At 47.0% G+C, this 21,060-nt stretch carries 15 protein-coding genes and 3 pseudogenes; 7 read left to right on the top strand and 11 right to left on the bottom strand.

All coding sequences use genetic code 11. The features are described 5' to 3' along the window. Positions 1–121: 121 nt before the first annotated feature. The 3 genes from ACTVIM_RS01950 to ACTVIM_RS01940 form a co-directional block, all read right to left on the bottom strand. Positions 122–1,042 (bottom strand): diacylglycerol kinase, encoded by a 921-nt coding sequence (locus tag ACTVIM_RS01950; RefSeq protein WP_445613470.1) that lies wholly within the window; start codon positions 1,040–1,042, stop codon positions 122–124. 201 nt (positions 1,043–1,243) lie between these two features. Further along, complete coding sequence (locus tag ACTVIM_RS01945; RefSeq protein ID WP_445613469.1) at positions 1,244–2,761, bottom strand: SPFH domain-containing protein; 1,518 nt, start codon at positions 2,759–2,761, stop codon at positions 1,244–1,246. Between the two features lie 21 nt (positions 2,762–2,782). Then, positions 2,783–3,322, bottom strand: a complete 540-nt coding sequence (locus ACTVIM_RS01940) for a hypothetical protein (RefSeq protein WP_445613468.1) — start codon at positions 3,320–3,322, stop codon at positions 2,783–2,785. An 810-nt stretch (positions 3,323–4,132) separates the two neighbouring features. On the opposite strand from ACTVIM_RS01940, the gene ACTVIM_RS01935 reads away from it, so the two are divergent. Next, positions 4,133–5,845, top strand: coding sequence for a M56 family metallopeptidase (locus tag ACTVIM_RS01935; protein ID WP_445613467.1), 1,713 nt, complete (start codon positions 4,133–4,135; stop codon positions 5,843–5,845). Between the two features lie 422 nt (positions 5,846–6,267). On the opposite strand, the pseudogene ACTVIM_RS01930 reads toward ACTVIM_RS01935, so the two are convergent. After that, positions 6,268–6,490, bottom strand: a pseudogene (locus ACTVIM_RS01930) (aldehyde dehydrogenase family protein); the annotation flags it as partial. A 346-nt stretch (positions 6,491–6,836) separates the two neighbouring features. Then, positions 6,837–8,225: a hypothetical protein gene (locus ACTVIM_RS01925; RefSeq protein ID WP_445613466.1), complete on the bottom strand. Its 1,389-nt coding sequence runs from the start codon at positions 8,223–8,225 to the stop codon at positions 6,837–6,839. A 430-nt stretch (positions 8,226–8,655) separates the two neighbouring features. Between ACTVIM_RS01925 and ACTVIM_RS01920 the strand changes: the two genes are divergently transcribed. The 3 genes and pseudogenes from ACTVIM_RS01920 to ACTVIM_RS01910 all read left to right on the top strand — a co-directional run. Then, positions 8,656–9,030, top strand: coding sequence for a transposase (locus ACTVIM_RS01920; RefSeq protein WP_445613465.1), 375 nt, complete (start codon positions 8,656–8,658; stop codon positions 9,028–9,030). A 177-nt stretch (positions 9,031–9,207) separates the two neighbouring features. Continuing rightward, positions 9,208–10,440, top strand: a complete 1,233-nt coding sequence (locus ACTVIM_RS01915; protein ID WP_445613464.1) for a CPBP family intramembrane glutamic endopeptidase — start codon at positions 9,208–9,210, stop codon at positions 10,438–10,440. 28 nt (positions 10,441–10,468) lie between these two features. After that, positions 10,469–10,748, top strand: a pseudogene (locus ACTVIM_RS01910) (IS5/IS1182 family transposase); the annotation flags it as partial. Between the two features lie 328 nt (positions 10,749–11,076). Here ACTVIM_RS01910 and ACTVIM_RS01905 read toward each other — a convergent pair. From ACTVIM_RS01905 to ACTVIM_RS01885, 5 genes are all read right to left on the bottom strand, one after another. Beyond that, complete coding sequence (locus ACTVIM_RS01905) at positions 11,077–12,120, bottom strand: hypothetical protein (protein WP_445613463.1); 1,044 nt, start codon at positions 12,118–12,120, stop codon at positions 11,077–11,079. A 64-nt stretch (positions 12,121–12,184) separates the two neighbouring features. Next, a complete protein-coding gene (locus ACTVIM_RS01900; protein WP_445613462.1) occupies positions 12,185–12,976 on the bottom strand; it encodes a hydrolase in 792 nt (263 codons plus the stop codon). Positions 12,977–13,547: 571 nt separating this feature from the next. Beyond that, on the bottom strand, positions 13,548–15,215 hold the full coding sequence (locus ACTVIM_RS01895; RefSeq protein ID WP_172418601.1) for an IS1634 family transposase: 1,668 nt from the start codon (positions 15,213–15,215) through the stop codon (positions 13,548–13,550). Positions 15,216–16,037: 822 nt separating this feature from the next. After that, on the bottom strand, positions 16,038–17,246 hold the full coding sequence (locus ACTVIM_RS01890; protein ID WP_445613461.1) for a S1C family serine protease: 1,209 nt from the start codon (positions 17,244–17,246) through the stop codon (positions 16,038–16,040). Between the two features lie 222 nt (positions 17,247–17,468). Further along, on the bottom strand, positions 17,469–17,882 hold the full coding sequence (locus ACTVIM_RS01885; RefSeq protein WP_445613460.1) for a PepSY-associated TM helix domain-containing protein: 414 nt from the start codon (positions 17,880–17,882) through the stop codon (positions 17,469–17,471). 167 nt (positions 17,883–18,049) lie between these two features. Between ACTVIM_RS01885 and ACTVIM_RS01880 the strand changes: the two genes are divergently transcribed. The 3 genes and pseudogenes from ACTVIM_RS01880 to ACTVIM_RS01870 form a co-directional block, all read left to right on the top strand. Then, positions 18,050–18,721 carry a response regulator transcription factor gene (locus tag ACTVIM_RS01880; RefSeq protein WP_033020717.1) on the top strand — a complete coding sequence of 224 codons (672 nt, stop codon included), beginning with the start codon at positions 18,050–18,052 and terminating at the stop codon, positions 18,719–18,721. Next, the gene (locus ACTVIM_RS01875) at positions 18,702–20,075 is read left to right on the top strand and encodes a sensor histidine kinase (protein WP_445613459.1); all 1,374 of its coding nucleotides are present in this window, start codon (positions 18,702–18,704) and stop codon (positions 20,073–20,075) included. The genes ACTVIM_RS01880 and ACTVIM_RS01875 overlap by 20 nt, the downstream gene beginning before the upstream one ends. Before the next feature lie 67 nt (positions 20,076–20,142). Beyond that, positions 20,143–20,421: pseudogene (locus tag ACTVIM_RS01870) on the top strand (YhgE/Pip domain-containing protein); the annotation flags it as partial. A gap of 237 nt (positions 20,422–20,658) precedes the next feature. On the opposite strand, the gene ACTVIM_RS01865 reads toward ACTVIM_RS01870, so the two are convergent. Then, the gene (locus ACTVIM_RS01865; RefSeq protein ID WP_445613458.1) at positions 20,659–21,048 is read right to left on the bottom strand and encodes a hypothetical protein; all 390 of its coding nucleotides are present in this window, start codon (positions 21,046–21,048) and stop codon (positions 20,659–20,661) included. Between the last annotated feature and the right edge of the window lie 12 nt (positions 21,049–21,060).

The raw sequence follows: 21,060 nt of genomic DNA, 5'->3' as shown, positions 1-21,060 counted from the left end.
TTCTCAAGTGGAAAAATTTGTTGCATCAACCTCTATGTTCAGGCGTTCCATCATCGATCAAGGCAAACAGCGGTTTTTCACCAACCTTTTAGGGGCGTCATCACATAAGAAAAGAACAGGCTTATGACCCTGTTCTTACTTGTTCCGCCTTTTCTTTTGGCATCAACACTTCGAGATGGCGGTATAAGTTGACAAACTCGCCCGGAAGCATGCCCCCGAATTCGCCGTCTAAGTTCAGCTGCATCGGTGAGCGGACTTTCACCCGATTCGCTTTCGTGTAAATGATATGCGGGTCGTTAATGTGCTCCCCGCGCGCCGCCAGCGTCACAAGGCGGACAAATTCGGCCAAATTCGTTTTCTTGACGATAATGAGGTCAAACAGGCCGTCATTCAGTGACGAGTCGGGCGCCAGCTTTTCAAAGCCGCCGACCGAGTTGGTCAGCGAGACTAAAAACATCATGATTTCGCCTTCAAACAGTTTGCCGTCATATTCAATGCTCGCTTCAGTGGCGCGAATGGACGGAAGCATTTCCATCCCTTTTAAATAATAGGCCAGCTGACCGAGCATCGTTTTGAGTTTGCTTGGCACTTCGTAGGTGAGCTCCGTCAGACGGCCGCCGCCCGCGATATTGATGAAATAGCGTGTTTTGTCTTCGTTCGCCACACAGCCGATGTCGATCGCCACCGGCTCGCCCGTGGTGATCACCTCGCACGCTCCTTCAATCGTACGCGGCACGCCGATGGCGCGGGCGAAATCGTTTGTCGTTCCCACCGGGATGACTCCCAGTTTGGGCCGGTACGGTTGATGAGCCAGTCCATTGACCACCTCGTTGATCGTTCCGTCGCCACCGGCGGCGATCACGAGGTCAAATTCGCGCTCCACCGCTTGCCGAGCAGCTTTTGTCGCATCTCCCGGACCCTCGGTGGCATGGCACGACGTTTCGTAGCCCGCTTTTTCCAACTGAACGAGCACATCGGGCAAATGGCGCCTAAACTGCTCGCGGCCCGATGTCGGATTGTAGATGATTCGAGCTCGTTTCATTGTCCTCAACCTACTTCCTTTTTTCCATTCCACCCGTTCCCATCATAGCGAAATAATGCTTGACGCGCAACTCCGAAGAATGTCGTGAACATTGGCCGATATGGACGCGAAGGAAATACTTTTTGTGCGATAACCCGAACCTTCCCCCTTTTATCGTGGGAAACAAGCGCCCTTTGTTCGACCAAGGGCGCCTGACACTGTTTATAACTCACTCGCATTCGCCTGTTCGGAAGCGATTGGCTTGGCCGTGACGGCCGATGATGCGCCGCTCGTTGTGAGATTCTCAAGCAGCTGCTTGACATCGATGCCGGTCGATGCTTTTAACGTCTCTTGCAGGCTCGCCATTAAGTTCGTCGCATATCCCGTGACGCGGTTGGCGCCGCCGTTTGTTCCCGATCCCGTATCGACGATCGTCAGCTTCTCGATGTTCGCAAGCGGGCTCGCCACTTGTTTGGCGTATTCTGGAAGCATTTTGATGATCATGTCGAGCACGGCCGCCTGGCCATAGCGTTCGAACGCTTCGGCAATCTTTTGTTTCGCTTCCGCTTCGGCGAGACCTTTCAGGCGGATAATTTCCGCTTCCGCCTCCCCTTTCGCTTTCTCGGCCTCGGCTTTCGCCAACCCGTCGAGGCGGATGCGCTCGGCTTCCGCTTTGGCCAGCGTCTCAACGCGGTATTTTTGCGCGTCGGCTTCAGCGATTTGTTTCGCCTTCTCGGCGGCCGCTTTTTGTTCGATCGCGTAGCGTTCGGCATCAGCTTTTTTCTTCACTTCCGAGTCGTATTGCCGCTCGCGGCGCAAAATTTCTTTTTCTTCAAGCTCGATTTGTTTTTGCCGCTCGATGATTTTAATTTGCATTTGTTGGGCCGTTACTTCTTGTTTGGCTTTCGCTTCTTCGAGATGATACGCCTGATCGGCGCGCGCTTTGGCGATATCTTGTTCGCGGCGGAATTCAGCGAGTTTGAGCTGGTTGATTTTTTCCGCCTCAGCGATTTCCGTCAGCCGCTCGAGTTCCGCTTTGCGCGCTTCTTTATCCGCTTCGGCCCGCTTGATGCGTGTCTCTTTTTCTGCTTCGGCCGTCGCAATATCGGCGTCGCGCTTCACTTGGGCGATGCGCGGCTTCCCGAGCGCATCGAGATAGCCGTTTTTGTCGCGCACGTCTTTGATCGTGAACGAGACGATGACAAGCCCCATTTTCGCGAGATCTTGCGAAGCGACACGCTGCACTTCTTGCGAAAATTTATCGCGGTTTTTGTAAATTTCCTCCACCGTCATCGACCCGAGGATCGAGCGGAGATGGCCTTCAAGCACTTCTTTTGCTTCGTTTTCCATATCTTGGCGCGTCTTGCCTAAAAACTGCTCGGCCGCGGTCGCGATTTCGCTGATCGAACTTCCGACTTTGATGATCGCCACCCCGTCCGCCATAACGGGAACGCCTTGTTCCGTATACACTTCCGGCGTTTGCACGTCGAGCTTGATCGACAATAAACTGAGCGGCTCAGCCTGCTGGAAAATCGGCACGACAAACGTGCCGCCGCCGCGGACGATTTTAATTTTGTTTCCCGATTCGTCCACGTGAACGTTTTTGCTTCCTAAGTAGCTACCTGTGACAATAAGCGCCTCATCCGGCCCGACCGTGCGGTAGCGGGCGATAAAAATGGCAATGAGTCCGACGAGAAGCAAGACGACAACACCAATGACAATCAACCATGGCGCAACCATGACAGGTCCCCTTTCTTTGTTTTAGATGGAAAGATGATACGGATCGTGCCTCGCCACCACGGCGACGCCGTTTTCCATTTGCACGATGATGACCTCTTCTCCTGACGGAATGGCTTCATTATTTGCGCTTTTCGCTGTTTTGGCCACCACACCGCTTTGACGGGAGATGAGAATTTCACCAAACCCATCCGGCGGCACGGACACGATCACCTTCGCCAGCGACCCTTCCAAGTCGGCATCCGTATACCCAAGCGACGCCTCAGCCGACCGAAGCGGCAAAAAAACGAAAAAGTGCAAAAGCAACACCACGACAAGCGCCACACCGACACTCAGCCAAACGATCCACCGGGACGCCCAATCGGTATACCATTCCGCCAACAAACCGACCGCGCTCGCGACGATGAAAAATGATAAGACGAGCTGCGGGCTGAACAGCGGATGGTCGGCCACATCGAACAGACCGTCAAGCACATCGCTGAAGAAAAAATACAACACCGTAAGCAACGCACTGACCACCAGCACCGCGCCGTATACGACTTCAGGCGAATAGCCGAACACCATCTCCTCCCCTCCTTTCCTGTCAACAATTCATACGACCGAAGCCGTTAGAGGTTTCATGATTTTTCCACCTCCATCAATATTCGACAACATTCCTCATGTTTCCTGTCTCCAGAGAAAAAACATACATTCTGTTCACAAACGATTGTTCCTAGGTTCAGAAAATCAAGTCCCAAAAAATCGGCTGACCCATCCATTGAGTTGTTCAGAACAAATACTGGAACCAAGAGTACAACAACGAACAAATACGAACGACAGAATGTGTTTGTAATGATGCCAGCAATGAGCGTGGCGATGCCGATGCCCTTCCGTCATGACATGCTCGCCCCACCTTTACTACAATGAATGGCCAAAACATCAGCAACAATCTGCTGATCCACCCATGCAAAGAACATATCAGGGCACTGACCGCTCGCTTTCGTAAGCGTGAATCCCGAATCATGAGGAAGGCAACAACATGAGTCATACAAAAACGGTTCTCTTAATCATACGGTTCCTCTCCTACATGAATGATCGTTATCCGTTACATGTGATGAAAATATTGTAGGTCACATTCAGGTTCCCCAACAAGCGCAGTGGAGTGAAAAAAAAGATATACAAAAAGGACCTATCCCTGCTATAATGCTAATTAGAAAAAAAAACCAATATTAGAAGAAAACGTTCATGAACGTTCAACAACATGTCATTGTCAACCTACCTACATGTAGAAAGGAGGAGTTTCGTTACCAATGGGTGTTAGTGGATTTACTTAAGTGATAAATAATGACTGGGGGTTTTCTTGCACTTTTTTCAACTAGACAGGGGGAACAACAGATGCCAGATATGACGATATCGATTTGGACTGCTGCGGCTGGCTTTTTTCTTAGTTTCTTAGCCTACTTTTTAAAAAAATGGATCCCTTATTTATATGTCCATATCCTGACGGCTATACTCGGAAGCGGATGGATCGTCTATGTGTTCTTAGATCAAGGGTTTATAAAAACGGTGTCTATTTTTTTTATATTTGTATTTAGCTTTTTTAGCTCTCCGGTACCAGAAAGAAGCAAGGTCCAATTGCAAGAGATCATCGATCAACTAAAAGAACAAGGCGCGAGAGAAATTGTCTTGTCTAAAAATAAAGAGCGCCTTTTAGTGGATTTCTTATTTTCCGGATTGTTTATAGTCATCGCTGTTCTTTACTTCCTTTTCGGACCGGATTCCCCGATCACGCTCATACTTTTATATAGCTTCGTCTCTCTTGTCGTTGGACTGACAAAAAGAGTGGAGTTGTTTCGCTCTCTCCGCCTTTTTTACGCAGAACACGAAGAAGTACTATATGCTGTATCTTTGTTTGAAACAAAAAAGTATCCATTGGAGGAACTTTCAGAAGTCAGCGTTCAAACCCGGCCGGATGTGTTGCAACTATTCCAGCTTTTTTCTTTGTTCTCTCCTAACGTGGACTATACGACCAGCATGGGGAAAACGTGGAAGCTATCTTTTTCCGGTGAAAAAGTCTATCTCACTCCGGATCCATCGGAATCAATGGCATTTCTCCTCAAAGAAGAAATACATAAAATGGAAGAGGTCGAAGTAAAGCCTTTCTATCATCAAAACAATTGGAAACGTCTTTTAGGAAAATGGTATTTTGCAGCTGCGGTAAAAGGGGTGGGAGCTTATGCAGCTCTCATCACACTGTTTACTTTGATGGGGATCGGACCGATCGTAACAACCATTGTTATGGTACTATTTTGGATATTCAATCTATGGATTTCTGATCGCGTATTAAAAATCGCTTTAGATATGAAGAAAATAGACGATCCCGATTTGCTGCCTATCATCGAGAACGTTTTTTCACGCGCCGGCCTTTCCCATGTCGAAATTTATGTCACGGAATCAACCGAATATAACGGTTTTGCGATAGGCGCGAATATCGGCCGATCATTGGTAGCCCTGACTTCCGAAACACTGAAACTTCCTCATGAAGCCATTAAAGGCATTTTGGCTCACGAGGCCATTCATGTGAAAAAGCGAGATGTCTTGATTGGACAGCTATTGCGATTTTTGTTGATCGGGTTGATTTTAGCTAGCGTTTTCTTTTTTAATAAATATGTTCACGATGAAAACGGAAAAACCTTTGCATTTCTCAGCCTTTGGCTCTTGATTTTTCTGCTTCCTGCTTTCCAGTCTCTATTCACACAGTGGATGGAAGTACGGGCAGATCATTTAGGAGCAACGCTGCTGGACGGTGGGAATGCTCAAATGGCTAACAGCTTGACGATCCTGTGTGAATATCAAGATCGAGCATTGGAAAAGTCTGCGGGATACCGTGTTACGTTTGAAAAGGAGCAGGAAGTGAATCAAAAGAACAAAAAAATCTCTTCTTTAGAAAGAGATTCTTGGTTTTTCAGATTTTTGGAGTTTCAGTTTATGTCTCATCCACCCATGTATTGGCGTGTTCATTCGCTGCAAACAACAGAAACCGGCTGGAGCATCGGAAAAATCAAATTATGGTTATGCAGCCGCTTCCGGGAGTCGTTGCCCCATTGAAACTGTAGGGGAGCAGACTGAATCATCTCAATGGTCAACTGAGATCTCCTCGTGAGATCTCGTCATTGTACACATGAGACACGAACCGCGTTGTGACTCGTGATGGGCATATGCCTATGAGCTCTGCTCGGTTCGTGTCTCTTTTTTTGGTCGTCAATCGATTGGATAATTGGCTTATTTAGCGTTATAGAAACTTTCCTAAATCGTTCGAATTCGAGAACACCCTCTTTTCAATTCATCCAAATACCACCTTAAATAATGAAGACGTTATCATCACCACAAATACAAAATTATATTAGTTTGTCATAAAGAGTTTCCGATCTCCGTGTTCCATCTTATCACCTGACAAATTGGCACCGTGACAAGAAGGGCGAACAATACCATGTAAAACAAAATTGCCACTTATATAATAACGAGTAAACCTAGTCAGAGTATGTCAAAGCTATATTTTTTAACTGTGTATAATTTCTCAATGCTTCTAGTCCTTTTTCTCTTCCGAACCCACTTCGTTTATATTTGCCGAAAAGCATTTGAATACCTCGACCTGCCCTATAATTATTTGGTAAAAACCTGTCCAGATTGAACCCTTTCTGCAACACGATGAGCCCTCTTTACATCTGATGGCCCAATGCTTGGAACAAACCCCAATTTAGTCCCCGTTGAATGGCTTCCTATTCCTATTCAAACTGGCGATCGTGTGAACAGGGCGAAATAGCGACGCAGCGGGCGAATACAAGCGGCGAACCGCTCCGTGAACGGCCGCCACGCCAACAAGGAACGTGACGATGACCAACCTTCACCCTCCATAGCGGCATCTATATACACGCTCATTGAAAAATGAACATTTGGCCTCTTCTGTAGCGAGTTTCCTCCGCATCGCTCTGCTTGCAGGTTGGGTCTACAGGATCTTTGCAAGAAATGATGCAGCGCTTAGGGGGTGCAGGATAACGGAGGGTGAACTCTTCATATTGCATGTATATAGTACCATTGCTTATTGAATGTCATCCATGACACAAAATGTCTGCAAGTTGTGTTCTTGTTTTGGCACATTCAGGCGCGACACCGGTTGAGACGTGCGCAAATGAAAGATTTGCATTTCCCCTGCATGATCCGACTCGCTTCCTGCTGGCGGCTCCAATAGCACATACACATAGTCGCCATGAAATCGGGCTTCCCAGTACGATGCGGGCAGTTCGTGTTTTTCGATCGGCTGGAACTGAGCGTTCAAAGCCACCCATCCCGATTTCTCCCGCTGTACGTAGCTCACCCACAGCGTGTCTCCTTGTACTTGAAGCTGATCGAATCGTGTTTCTTCCTCTCCTATATCCCTATACGCCACCCGCCATGAACGCAAATCAATGATGGTGAGACGAGGCTTTGTGGCGATGACAAGGTGGTTGCGGAAAGCCGCCATCGATCGGGCGGAGGAAGTGAGCAACGGAATTTCTTTCACGACCTCACCGCGTTGATCGATCACATACAATACGCCTTGTTCCTTTTCAATCGCATCGGCGAATACATAGAAATACGGCGCTACGTACAAAACTTGAAGGATGTAAGGAGGGAGGCGTTTAGAAAATCGCAATTTCCCCTCTTTTCGTACTTCGAGTTTATTCGTTTGTACATCTTGATTGAGCGAACGAATATCCCACTCTCCTTGCAACGAGGCAAACGAAAGAGGATCGGAGAGCGCTTCTTGATCGGTAACCGTCCATTTGCTTGGATTCAGTCGATACACATACCTTCCCGTATAATCGGACCACAACAATAGTTCCTTTGTTGAGGAAACGGGCGAAAGGTGAGAAATTCCAACCGCTTTGAGCGTCACCACTTTGCGCACATGATGTTCGTCCGCCTCCACGATATATGACTCTCGTTCTAACGGATGAGAATACAAAAAGAAAATACGCGCCGACGGATCTTGCGGCAAGCGGGCTTTGGATGGCTCGTACGTCCGCACTGAAGAGACAACGGAATCGTCAATGTTCTGCCCCCAATACACGATGACAGGCATAGCTGCCGCCAGCACCACCCATATCCATCTCTGCCGCTTCCACCAAACTTGTCCTTCCTTTTGACCTCCTATGCGTTGAACAAGCCATGCCCAGTACCATATGATGTAAAGGAACAACGCAAGCGACAGCCACGCCCACCATTGTCCTTCGATAAGGGATTGTTGCCAATACTCGAACGGATCGACACCGACCCTGGCGATCGTGTGAAAATTGTTCAGAAAAAAGAGCGGCACTGCGAGCACCGCAGCGAGCGAATACAAGCGGTGAACCGTCCCTTTCACTAGCATCACCACACCGACGAGCAGCGTTGCGATGCATACGATGTAGTACAACATTGTCATCCATAACGGTGCACTTGGACCCATGTTGCATCCCCTTCCAGTCATGATAGTTGGAATATTCGATGAAATGGATACTGTTTCCTTCTTTGTGAAAAGATTTTCTCCTCCAATGAAATAACTGCTGAAATTTTGCTTCCCTCCACAAAGTTGGTAAATCCTCATTTTCTCGGCTCTTCACCAAAAGTTGTACTTGACTGTTTGAAAACATGCCATACTTCTTTACTCTAAAGAAAAAAACAGTAAATCAACGATTTTCATACATGGTGACACGAAACGATTGTATATACAACACATCGTATGGAAATTGTTTATATAAAATGATAAAATAGTTAGCATCAACGACTTGAAATGAAATCAACTTCATTAAAAGATTCACCTTCGTGGGGCCCACTCCGGTGATACTGCTCCTAAGGTTCCGTCCTGTTATAATGAAACGCCCATCCGGTCGTATCATGTGCGGCGTACGACATGGTCAGAAGTTAGCCGTCAAACGCAAGTGCCGACGTTCGGCCATCATGCCCACGTATCGCTGTTTGGGGCGGTTCACGTCCATGATGGCAAAACGGTTCTTCAATCAGCAGGGACGGCCAATGCGACAACGTTTTTGGATTTCCTGCCAGCTCTCAAAGAGCGTTGCCCGGATCGACTCATCGTCTTGGTGCTGGATAACGCCCAAATTCATCATGCCAAAATGGGAAGAGCGTTTTTGCAGGAAGAAGGACCGTGGGTTCACTTCATTTCCCTTCCTCCGTATTCTCCGCAACGGAATCCGATCGAACGCTTGCGGAAAATGGCGGAAAGACACCGTCATCACCAATGTCTTTCATAAGGATCGAAACGATTCACCCAAGCCATTGCCCGGTTGGTGGACTACATTCATGAACGCCCCGGGGAAGTGCTGCAACGCCTGGGGTGTGCAGCGTAATCGAGAAGTGAACTTTTCAAGGTGCATCCTATATAGTCGCCCCCAAAACAGCTTGGTCTGAAATAGAGGGAGTGTTTAGCAATGATTCATTATCAAAGAAAAATAGATATAAAAAGTTTCGCTATTTTTTTTATTAGTTTTTTGTTCATAGTCTTAGTATGTTCATTTTGTTTTACACGTACTGCATACAGTTTAGTAGAATTGTTCTTAGAGAACCGAAAAACGCTCGTACTCAAAGATGAATTCACATTTGTGATTTTACTAATAACATTAAATGTTCTTTTGGAAATGGAAAAAAAGGGGGCTTCCCCTCATCGAAGGAATCTAGTTTTTTATAGTTTAGTAGGCGTTTGTTGTTCCTTTTTCTTTATTGGCTCTAATATTTTTAAATTTATTACTGTATACCGCACAGACATGATCATTGATGCTTTATTATTATTACAGATAATTTTAATGGTATTGGCTATTTGGAGACTTCCGATCTATAAACCGTTAGAGACATCTTCCTTTATTGGCTTACTTGCTATCGCTATAGTCGATTTTTTTATCACAATAGCACTTGTCATGTATAAGGAAGAAGTTTCTCAAATCACCCAATACTTGAAAAACAAAACTTTTTATGTTGTTCAACCAATTCTAGTGATCGGTATTGTTCACTTTATTATACTTTTAATAAGTATAAAGTTGTTTGGCAAGTTAAATATTAGAAGTCTAGGACTATTCAACGCATTGAACTTTATAAATGGTATTGCAATATTTCTCTTTATTTGGGTTTTGATCCAGTTCACGCAATTTGCTGTTGTTTATTTTTTGACGAATAGAGTTGTTTGGGTATTTACCCATGATGATATCATGCCTGTAGAATGGCTTGGAAATCATTTTGGGTATATTTGGGGCGTGGGATTGCCTGAGGAACTTTTGATGCGGGGGGTTATGTTCACTCAACTTTATGCACTTTTTTCAAGTAAATTTCCATTCAAAAAAGAGCAGAGTATTTTCATTTCTTTAATAATATCACAGGTTTGTTTTGGGATGTATCACTTGCCTAAATGGTCAGAGTTTGGAATGGGATGGGATTATTTGCTTCGAACTTTTATGCTCGGTATATTTTTTGTGCTTGTTTACCTTCGAACAGGTAGCCTATATGTGTCTATTTTTATTCATGGCTTGATTGATTATCACGTTCCACTCTTTTATCCAAAAGAAATAATTCCGTATACTGAAGATATTGCGAATTTAGTGGTATTTTATGCTTTAATAGCATTAATATGTTGGCCATATATTACAAAAAATGACTTGAAAAATAATGTATGATTTCGGCAGTCTTGAATCAATTTTCAGGCGGGATCTAGTGCACGACGTCATCGATGTCCAGTCGCACGATTTTGTCCCGACGGGCCAGCCTTGCCACCGGAGCGGTGAAACGGGAGACGAGTTGGGAGCAGCTGGCTTCCATTCGGTTTCGCCCCCGTCGATCACGAACCTTGTCCGCAGGCAAAGCGTAGGGCACCACGGAGGATTTGAAAGCGCTCTTCGTCTAGGGCATCACGCCGCTCTTGTCGCTGCGCCGCAAGGGGAGAAAAAAATCCCCAACCCAGAAGCACTGGGCGAAGGATCCCGCTTAGGAAGCACAACGCCGGGCGAACGTCCAGGAAGTTCAGATTCGCAACCAAGCGAGAGGGATTTTGGTTGCCTAGTGACCGTCGAACTCGGGATGGTCATATCCGATGAAAGCAAAAAGAGTTCCTTTCTGTCAGAACGATGTTCCCTTCCTCCGTAAGGAAGCGGCTGCTCACATTCAACGCACGTTTGGCTTGCACCCGCAAAGTTTCTCTTCATAATTTAATCGTGTTTTCAAGTTGCAGGGGGATGGATGGGTGAAAACAGAAGGACATAACTTTTGGAACGGCATCCCCCTCTATGTTTTGGACCATGCTTACTCAGCAGTTATCAATTCGCTTTTGTTATGTTTAACACTTTAGAATCGATACCTAATTCTAGTTCATTGGTTTTTTGAAACTCGGTATTATATATATAAATTTTTTTGGATTGATCAATCACGACTAAATTTTGATTCCAAGCCGTTATATTAGTGGGATTATCCGCCAATTTGACTTTTTCCGCTTCTTGACCTCCTTCAATTTTGAAAGCTTCGATAAAGGATTTCCGGCCATAAGGCTGATACAAGATAATGATTTTATTATCCAAAATAGCCATATCTTTCGTCCCCTGTTTTAATTTCAATTCCTTGTAGATTTCCCCATTCTTTATATAATACAGTTTATTTTTATTAGACGAGGCTCCAGCTGCTTCTTCATTTGACAATCCAATCATCATATCTTTGTAAAAAAGTATTTGATTGGGCACATGAGGTTGATCCATTTTTAGAACTTTATCCAACTCCCAAGTATCTAAATCAAAACGATAAATATTTGACTTACTGTTCTCACAAAGCGAAGGAAAATAAACTTTATTTCCAACCTTAATCATTGATTGCACAATTCCGTTGACTGTAAATTCTTTGACGAATTTATTTTTCCTTAAATCATACAATCCTAGCTTCGTAATAGGCATTCCTTCCGAGTCGATCAAAGAAAGAGATGAATCCATAAATAAATACCCATTGTATGAAACAACATTCATAGGACCAAAATCTTTGACCTTTTTGTATTTGGCTTGACCGTTGGAGAATTCTGTTATCCCTGCAAAATGATGTTCCGGCGAATAAGTAGGAGCTAGCAATTTTTTCGTACGTTTATCGTAAACAGAGGTGTGCATAAACCTTTCATTGTAAATCTCATCCTTAGTCAAAATTCCGTTATTCTCGTAAATTAAAATAATTTTATTGGGTGTATTGATTAATAGATCTGGGTTATCAGAATCAAAAGAAACCTTAACACTCGAGCTCTCTTTTGATTTGAACCACACGTATCCTCCTAGCAAAATCGCTATCAACAAAAAAACGAAAAATAGTAATATGTAAGTTCTTCTCATAAAAAATACCTCCCTAATCAAATTTTAGGACACAGCCATCAGCTGTGTCCTATTTATCTTTATTTTACCCTTCGCTTCTCATAAATAAATACGTCTGTTCATCATCGGCTATATTATCCGGCGTGACCCAGTAACCACCATTACTATCAATATCAATGCTCGCCTTTATTTTATAACCAACATAAGGAAGTTTTGTACAATACCACTCATCATAATTTGTTTTAGAACTGCTCCAATCATATGGTTCACCCATTTGTTGACGTAAATAAGATATGACCTTCTCTCTTTGGTCTAAAGATGCATCAGGAACCCAATAACCCACTACTTCTTTATAATTCGTTTCCCAAAAGCGTTTAGATTCTCTATACACACCTTTATTGGGCATTGCACTTATGAAGTTCCCGTAATAATCATCATAAGTGGCGCCATGTCGGTAGTAGCCATAGGGGACGCTCGATGAAGATCCGGAACTCGGACCATTCCCTAAGATAATATCTCCATATCCCCAAACATTCCAATTGATATTATGGTTATAAGATGCTGTTGTAACACTAGCTTGTATTGACGGCATTTCATTGGGGGAAGAGAGAACCTTGCCTTCTTTCTTTAACGTTTCAGCATTCATTTCTTCGGTGGAGTGTAATTTGATTCTATTCGAAATTTTTAATTCTTCGCTTTTAAGTTGCTTTTCAGCTTGTCTTTTCAGCTGATCTTTAATAGACATTTCTTTTTCAACAGCTGCCTTGTTATTCATTTCATCTGGTAAAGAACCCGAAATTGAGCCTGAAGAAGCGTAAGCACTTGTTGCAAAAGCCAGCAAAAACCCCAATGATAAGAATTTTGCTTTTTTTAACATTACGCATCCCCCTTTGTATTGATAACCCTCTGTTGCTCGTTGAGCACTAGCGCTCAACTATCCCAAGTGTTGCAAGGGAATACACCAACAAGATACCATCAAGCGCTGTATCATCCCCTGCAATGAAAGTGAGTAGCACCACAAAAGATCAACGAACTCCTTTCGGTTCTCTTAAAATTCTGTTCAGTTTAAGCTGCAATCGAAGAAAGTTATGAAAGATTTCTTCAAGAAACACAAATACCTCCTTTGTTTTTATATTTTTACAATTAAAATTTTATTAGAAATAAAAAAAAAAAAAAACAGAGTCTTTATTACCATTTAAATCATAGTAATATATTCATAAAAATAAGAAATCTCTAACACTTCTCTGTATACATTTGGATAGAGGTGAGAGAATTTTCGGAACATCCGTCCTGCGGTTTGGCTACATTGAGTCAACACATACAATACGCCTTGTTCCTTTTCAATCGCATCGGCGACCCGAGTTCGACAATCACTAGGCAAACAAAATGCCTCTCATCCCTTGATACCAAAGGGACGAGAGGCATTGGGGCATACGTTGGGCGTGTATCTAGGTGCGAGGATGAATGCCTAGAATCTTCGGAGGAGGCTCCAGCCCTAGAGCCGCAAAGAATTGAGCCTGTTTGGCCGTCAGTTCGGTTCGTTGATAAAGGTCACCGTTTTTTGAAGAAAAATGTCCAAGCATGAGACGTTCGCATTCGTCCCTTACGTTCGGCCACGATTCATGGGTTCGGATCTCGACGATCCGAACTAACAAGAGAGCAAGCCAACTGAGCAGCACATGCGCCCGAATGCGGTCTTCCAAGCGATGATACATAGGCCGCAATTCCAATGTAGACTTCAATGTTCGGAAGGCCTGCTCAATATCCACCAGCTGCTTATACCCGATGGCGACATCTTCGGCAGACAAGGTGTCATCGGATGTCCGGATGAGATATTTGCCGTCGTACTTTTCCGCGTCACGAACCGCTTGCTTGTCGATGCGAAGGGTTCCGTCCTTCAACTGGCGCAAGTATTTTCCGTAGGACGGATGGGAACGCAACCGGCAGGTCGCCTTATGATGGGCTTCGTTTGGGAGTTGGCGAAGCCCTTCTAACTCCTCTTTCAGCGATTCGAGCAGCGTTTCTCGCTCCTTGCGTTGGCGTTCGGCTTCGCTGGGATTGTACACGAGAACATAGCGCTGACGCGCTTCTCCGTCGCCGACGATGATTTCTTTGATGTGCAAATTCTCGTCCACTTCATGATAACGTCCGCGACGGCTTAAGGCCTCTTCGACGGCGGCTTTGCCGGATCGCATTTTTTCGCCGACAATGTAGTGTCCGCCGGCCTGTTGCAAGATTCGCAAATTCTCTTCAGAGGAAAAGCCGCGGTCCATGACGCTGATCACACGTCCAAGCTTCCAGCCAATCAAGTCTTGTTTCACCTGTTTGATGACCGTCATGTCCATCGTATTGCCAGGCCATACCCAAGCGCGAATCGGGATTCCTTCCCGGGTGACAGCCAGCCCAATGACGATTTGAACCAAGTCTGGGCGTTTGTCTTTCGAGAATCCTTGTTTTCGAAGCGATTCTCCTTCCGGTGTTTCAGAGGGATCCACTTCGAAGTACGACGAAGTCGTATCGAAGTAAATCAAGTCGACTTCCAAATTCAATAAATCGGCCACAGCATGGAACACTTGACGTTCCAATTCCGGCTGCACGGCCAGCAGTTCATCCATCGCCCGGTACAACTGGTGGCTGGCGGCTTGAGGAAGGTGAGGGATATACACGTCTTTCTCCACCCACTCCTCCATCGCCAACTTGCTTGACGGATGAAGGGCGCGATTCGCCACCATGGCAAAAATCAGCCGTTCCAGCGAAATCTGGTGATGTCGGGAGGTAAACAAGGAGTGGAGAATCTCTCCCAACCCCAGTTGTCTCCAGAGCTGATCCAAGAGCCAGACGCCGCCGAGGTGTTTGCATGACTGGAATTGAAAGTCATCGGAAGCTTCTCCTGTCAACGTTTCGACTTCCCAAGCCTGCTCAGGAGAAAGGAATCGCGAAATGCTTTTGGCCAGACGTTCCAAGACGGCGCGATCCACTTCATCTTCGCGCCCGAATGAATAAATCACCTTCGCTTTCGCATATTTGGCCTTTGGATCCCATTCATTGTGAGCAAGCTGGAGATAAGCAACGGTTGTTCCATCCTTATTTTTGCGTGTGACTCGTCGTATGTACATGCCTATATTATAACGTATAAACTTTATTTTTAAAAGGAAAAATTAATAAATCGTGTGCCTATTAAATTCGGCGTTTTTTCCTAGGATCCGCATTACGAAACCCTTGATATAACAGCATTTTGGTCATTTCCATTTGCCTAAAATGACCTCAAAACTGTCGAACTCGGGGGCGAATACATAGAAATACGGCCCTACGTGCAAAACTTGAAGAACGTAAGGAGGGAGGCGTTTAGAGCCAATAAGGCCCTTCGGTAGCACCCCCCTTCCAAGCGGCGTTACGGTTTCAGCCATGGATGCCCCCATTTTACGCGCACCTGCTCACGGACATGCAGCCGTTGCTCGTCATCCTAAAAGGTTGGTGAAAAAATGCTGATTCTCTTCATCAATGGGAGAATGAATGAAAAGCAAGATCGATGCAACAAGGTTTTTCTAGAGGGGCGGTGATGAAAGGGATGGGTTGCTTCACCGCCTTGTTTCTCAAATGGAGAACCCTTGTAGCACGGGCTTCTCGTTTCACGTCATCCGCCGCGGGCTAGGGGCGGTGAAAAACCGCTGTTACACACGAATCGGCGACATTTTCATTCAGAAATGATGCTGGTTTTCTCTAATTGAGAAACAGATGGAATCAGCAGTATTTTGCACGAAATCACCAGCCTTCTAGGTGAGAAATGACATTGTAAAGCCTATCCACGATTCAACCACGAGCCTGCTGAGGCACCGTTGAGTCGCTGAAACCGTAGTGCTCACACAGACTAGCTTTTGTTTGATCCACAAAAAACCGCCTCTTTCCCACCGATCGGATGGAAAAGAGGCGGTTTCTTCTTACGACTGGCTGTTTTCTTTCGCCTTGAGCGTGACAGAGACAGTTGTCTCAAACCCATCACGATAAATCGTCAGTTTGATGCGATCGCCGACCGCTGTTTTCGTGTACAAATATTTGCGCAAGGCGCTGACGCTGTCGATGTTTTGGTCGTTGATCGCCGTGATGACGTCTTTCGATTTCAAGCCCGCATCGGCCGCCGGTGAGAACGGTTCAACTGCGGTGATGGCAGCGCCCGTTGTCACGCTTGATGGCAGTTTCAGCTCATCGGTACGTACGTCATCGGACAAATCTGCGACATCGACGAGCTGGACGCCAAGATATGGGCGTTTGATTTTCCCGTCTTTCATCAGCTGTTCGACGATCGGTTTGACGTTTTCGCTCGGGATGGCAAAGCCGAGCCCTTCAACGCCTGTTTCGGCGATTTTCATGCTGTTGATGCCGATGACTTGCCCCGCGCTGTTAATGAGCGCGCCGCCGCTGTTGCCCGGGTTGATCGCCGCATCCGTCTGGATGACGTCAATCTCCCAGTCGCCCGCTGAAGTGGACACCGGCATCGTCCGTTTGCCGCTGACGATTCCTTCCGTCACCGTCCGCGACAAGTCAAGACCAAGCGGGTTGCCGATGGCCGCGACCGGCTCACCGATTTGCACGTTCGCTGAGTCGCCGAAGCTCGCCACTTTCGTCACGCCCTCGGCTGGAATTTTCAAGACGGCGAGGTCTGTCAGCGCATCGACACCGACGATGTCCGCTTTCACTTTTTTGCCGTTCGCGAGCGCCACCTCGACTTTATTCGCTCCTTCGATAACATGGTTGTTCGTCACAATGTACGCTGTATTGCCCTCTTTTTTGAAAATCACGCCTGAGCCTGTCCCCGCTTCGGCGTCTTGCGCTTGATCGGAGAAAAAGTCGACTTGCTTCTGGATGTTGACGACGCCGACGACGGCATCCGCGACTTTGTTGATGGCGGCGATCATGTTCGTTTTCGTATTCGCCGTCGGCTGCAGCGGCAAGGCGTCGCTTTTTTGCTCAGTCGTTTGCGCCGCTTGCGTGGGGGCGGCGCTTTCTTGGTTCAACCATTTCGGCGCCACATACCATGTCGCGGCGCTGCCGATCACCGCTCCCGCGACAGAAGCGGCAAGCCACGATATGAAGCGGCCGCGCCGTTTCGGCTGCGGCGTCGGGGTTGGTTCAAATGGCATCATGTCCATCGGTCATCTCCTCCTTTATCATGAATGGTCATCCATACCCAAACATTGGACAACTTCGAGCGAAGGCCGCCAAAGCATCGGAAAGGAGGATGAAACACAACGGTGTCGCCTACATCCATCGGTCGTACACAAAGACCCGATGACATGTTCCGGCCATTGGCTGCTTTCTCTCTACGATAGTTGAACAGCATATGTCGTTCCTTCTTTCCCACGATGTTCCGATTAGGTTGTCTCCGGCGCAACAGGCATCCGCTTTTGTTTTCGCTTGCGTCCCGCGGAGAGCGTGCGAATTGATAAGAAAATGCCCGTCGCCGTTAAGACGATCATCGCCACCGCGGCAAGATCAACCGCCCAGCGGATGTCGAGCGAGCCGAGGCGTCCTTCGTGCAACTGGCGGACGAACATCATGAGCGACGATCCTCCTCCCTCAGCGCGCGGCGCCATCGGGGCCGTGGACGCCCCTGCCCCAGCTCCGAACGACGACCTTCCCTCCTGCACGGCGCGGTGCATCTCGCCGCGCTCCGTCTGGCCGATGAGCCACGGCTCGGATAGCAGCAGGCCTGTCACAGCTTCAACGAGCAAAAAGACGGAACTGATCAATCCAATCCAAAGATGCAAATTTCTCATTTTCCTCATCGTCATGCTCCTCCTTTTCCTCTTCGCCCATCATCATACCGAAGCAAAGTGAAAAAATGGTGAAAAATCCTCGGCAACTCGGCTTTCCTTTGCCTTTTCAATTTTCACCTTTTTTTCACGTAGATTTGCTATGATAAAAGCAAGGATGGAAAACAGGAGGAACGCCCATGAAAATATTGCTGGCCGAAGATGATCTCCATCTAGGAGAACTGATCGTTCATTTGTTGAAGAAAAAAGGGATTGATCAGATCGATTGGGTGCAGGAAGGCGAAGACGCGTACGACTACGCGATGGCGGAATTTTACGATGTCGTCGTGCTCGATTGGATGATGCCGAACGGCGATGGGGTGGAGATTTGCCGCCGCTTGCGGCAAAACGGTTACACAGGCGCCATTTTGATGTTGACGGCGAAAGACGCGGTGCAAGACCGTGTCACCGGGCTTGAATCCGGGGCGGACGATTACTTGGTCAAACCGTTTGAAATCGACGAGCTCGTCGCGCGGCTCAAAGCGCTTGCACGTCGGACGTTCGTCCCGCTCCAAGAGGAAAAAGTGTCGTTTCACGGCTTCACATTGAACCGGACAAGCCATACGCTGCATCGCGGTGACGAGGAAATTTTCCTCACCCCGCGCGAGTTTCAGCTTCTGGATTTGCTCGTGCAAAACCAAGGGCAAGTCGTGCCGCGTGAGACGATATTGGACCGCGTCTGGGGCTGGGACGCCGACGTCTCAATGAAAACGATCGATGCGACGATCAAATTGCTCCGTAAAAAATTGAAAGACGATGTCATCCAAACGGTGCGCGGGGTGGGATATAAAATTGATCAATCAATGGAATGACTGGCGCAACTGGCTGCGCCGTTTAGGAAGCGCGGACTTGTTCCGCCGCACCCATTGGCGGCTGACGGCGCTTTACAGCGGCATTTTTACTTTGTTCTTGGCTTTGTTTATCGTCATCGCCGCCGCTTTGTTTTATTGGATCACGACATCGGATCAGGAGCGGCGCATCGTTCGCCTCGCTGAACAAGAAGCCAATACGATGGAACAGTTTTTGTTAAAGCAAAACGATTTTGACTTGTTCGATGACGAAAGTCTTGTATTGCTCAGCGAAGATCAACTCTTTTTTTACGTAATCGGCCCTAACGGCGATTTGCTTGCCGGGGATGAAGTCCATCCGCGCCTGCGCCCGTACTTTTTGCACGCCTTGTCTCGTCTAAATATGAACGCACGTGCGCCAGTTTATTTGACCGTATCATTGCCCGAGCATATGCCGGGCCTGGCCCGCGACGCCGCCCGTGACTGGCGGGTGCTCGCCGCCGCCCGTCCGCTCGTCATTCATGGCAATGTCGTCGGCATCTTGTATATCGGGATGGATGTGACCTCGTTTTTCGGGGTGTTCCATTGGCTGCTTATTGTGCTGATCGGTCTTGCCGTTCTCTTTCTCGCCGTCGGCGTGGCGCTCAGTTACTTCATGTCGAAGCGGGCGCTCGTGCCGATTGAAGAAGCGTACGAGCGGCAGCGCCAATTTGTCGCCGACGCCTCCCATGAATTGCGCACACCGCTGAGTGTCGTCTTTTCATCTGTTGAGGCGCTCACAATGGAAGAAGACGTGATGAAAAACGAGTTTGCCCGCCGTCTGCTTGACCGCCTTCGCGAGGAGTTGAAGCGGATCACGAAACTGATGAACGATCTCTTGACGCTCGCCCGCGCCGATGCGAGACACGCCGCGTTGGAACTGGCGAAACAGACGTTTGATTTTCGCCCGCACGCCGAGCGCACGTTTCAGCTCGTCGCGGAACTGGCGGCGAAAAAACAGCTCACGATGCGCTTTCACGCTCCGGAACAAGCGGTCGTGACGGCCGATCCGGACAAACTGACGCAGCTGCTGTACATTTTGCTTGATAACGCGATCAAATACACCCCAGAAGGCGGAGAAGTGACATTGTCGATCCGCACCGAGCCGAAGCAGTTCATCCTTTCCGTCAAAGACACCGGCATCGGCATCCCGCCGGAAGACATCGGCCGCATTTTCGACCGCTTTTACCGCGTCGACAAAGCGCGCTCGCGCCAACAAGGCGGCCACGGCCTGGGGCTGTCCATCGCGAAGTGGATCGTCGACACTCACGGCGGCACGATCCATGTCGACAGCCAGCTCGGGCAAGGGACGGAGTTTATCGTACGTCTACCTGCTTAGATGTTAGGGCGCGCTTGCCATTGGCAGGAGGCAAGGCGCTCGGGCTTTCTTCTGAATCGGGTAGAAGATTGTCGTGCTGATTTTGCAATTGACAACAAGCACTGGAACATTTCCGCTCGAACTGAACCAGCGTTCGTTCCAACACTTTAACGCTTGGCTTCCGATGACGTATTCGATTTTCGGATTGAAAGCGGTCATCTCAAGCGGCAATTTCTCATTGATGTGGGAAAACGTCGGCAAGCTGCTTCTATTTGTTGTCGCCATGATGATAGGAACGATCGTCTATTTGACTATCCAACATCGCCGCCAATTTGCAACCGCCATCGAACAAGCTTCTGAAGCGTAATTGCTTCAGAAGCTTGTTTTTTTACTATCGATCCCATTGGGATCATTCTTTCATGATTTTGATTTGATGCAAGAGACAATGAGGAAGAACGGTTTTTTCATGTTCTTTCTCACCTTTCCCACCTTCCGAGCGAAAATGAGGCGGGTTTTTTCTAGATGTTTGCTTGGTTACAGAGCCAAACGTGAGTTGACGTTCAAAAATCTCCTTGAAACATTGCCTACTCTTTGAGCAAACTTTTCAATTCCATTTCATACTTGGAAGGAACAATCCCGTATTTTCCTGTTTTTTATCGAAGATCATTGTATGATTTTCCTTAAACCAAATGTTGTAATTGAATAACCGGTCTTTCGCTTTTGGATGTTCGAGCCAAAAACGATAGTCAGGTTGATCTTCGTCGACTTTGGCTGCTTTTGACCATTCTACGAATTTCATGATTTCCTTTATTCTATTGATTTTCCTTTCGTCTCGAATTTCATGAATGCTCGAAAAATTTTCTGTCCTGCTTGTTACTCGAATGACTTCTGTTTTCTTCCGATTGAAATCTGTTTTTTCAGATGTTTGAAAGAACATAACTGCTCCGCATATGCATAAAAGAAGAATAGACAACAAACCATAACGTTTCCTCATGGGAAGTTCACC

It is taken from the genome of Geobacillus sp. YF-1 (assembly GCF_052692335.1).
Note: the sequence above shows the minus strand (reverse complement) of the source record. Positions and strands in the feature narration are given on the sequence as shown.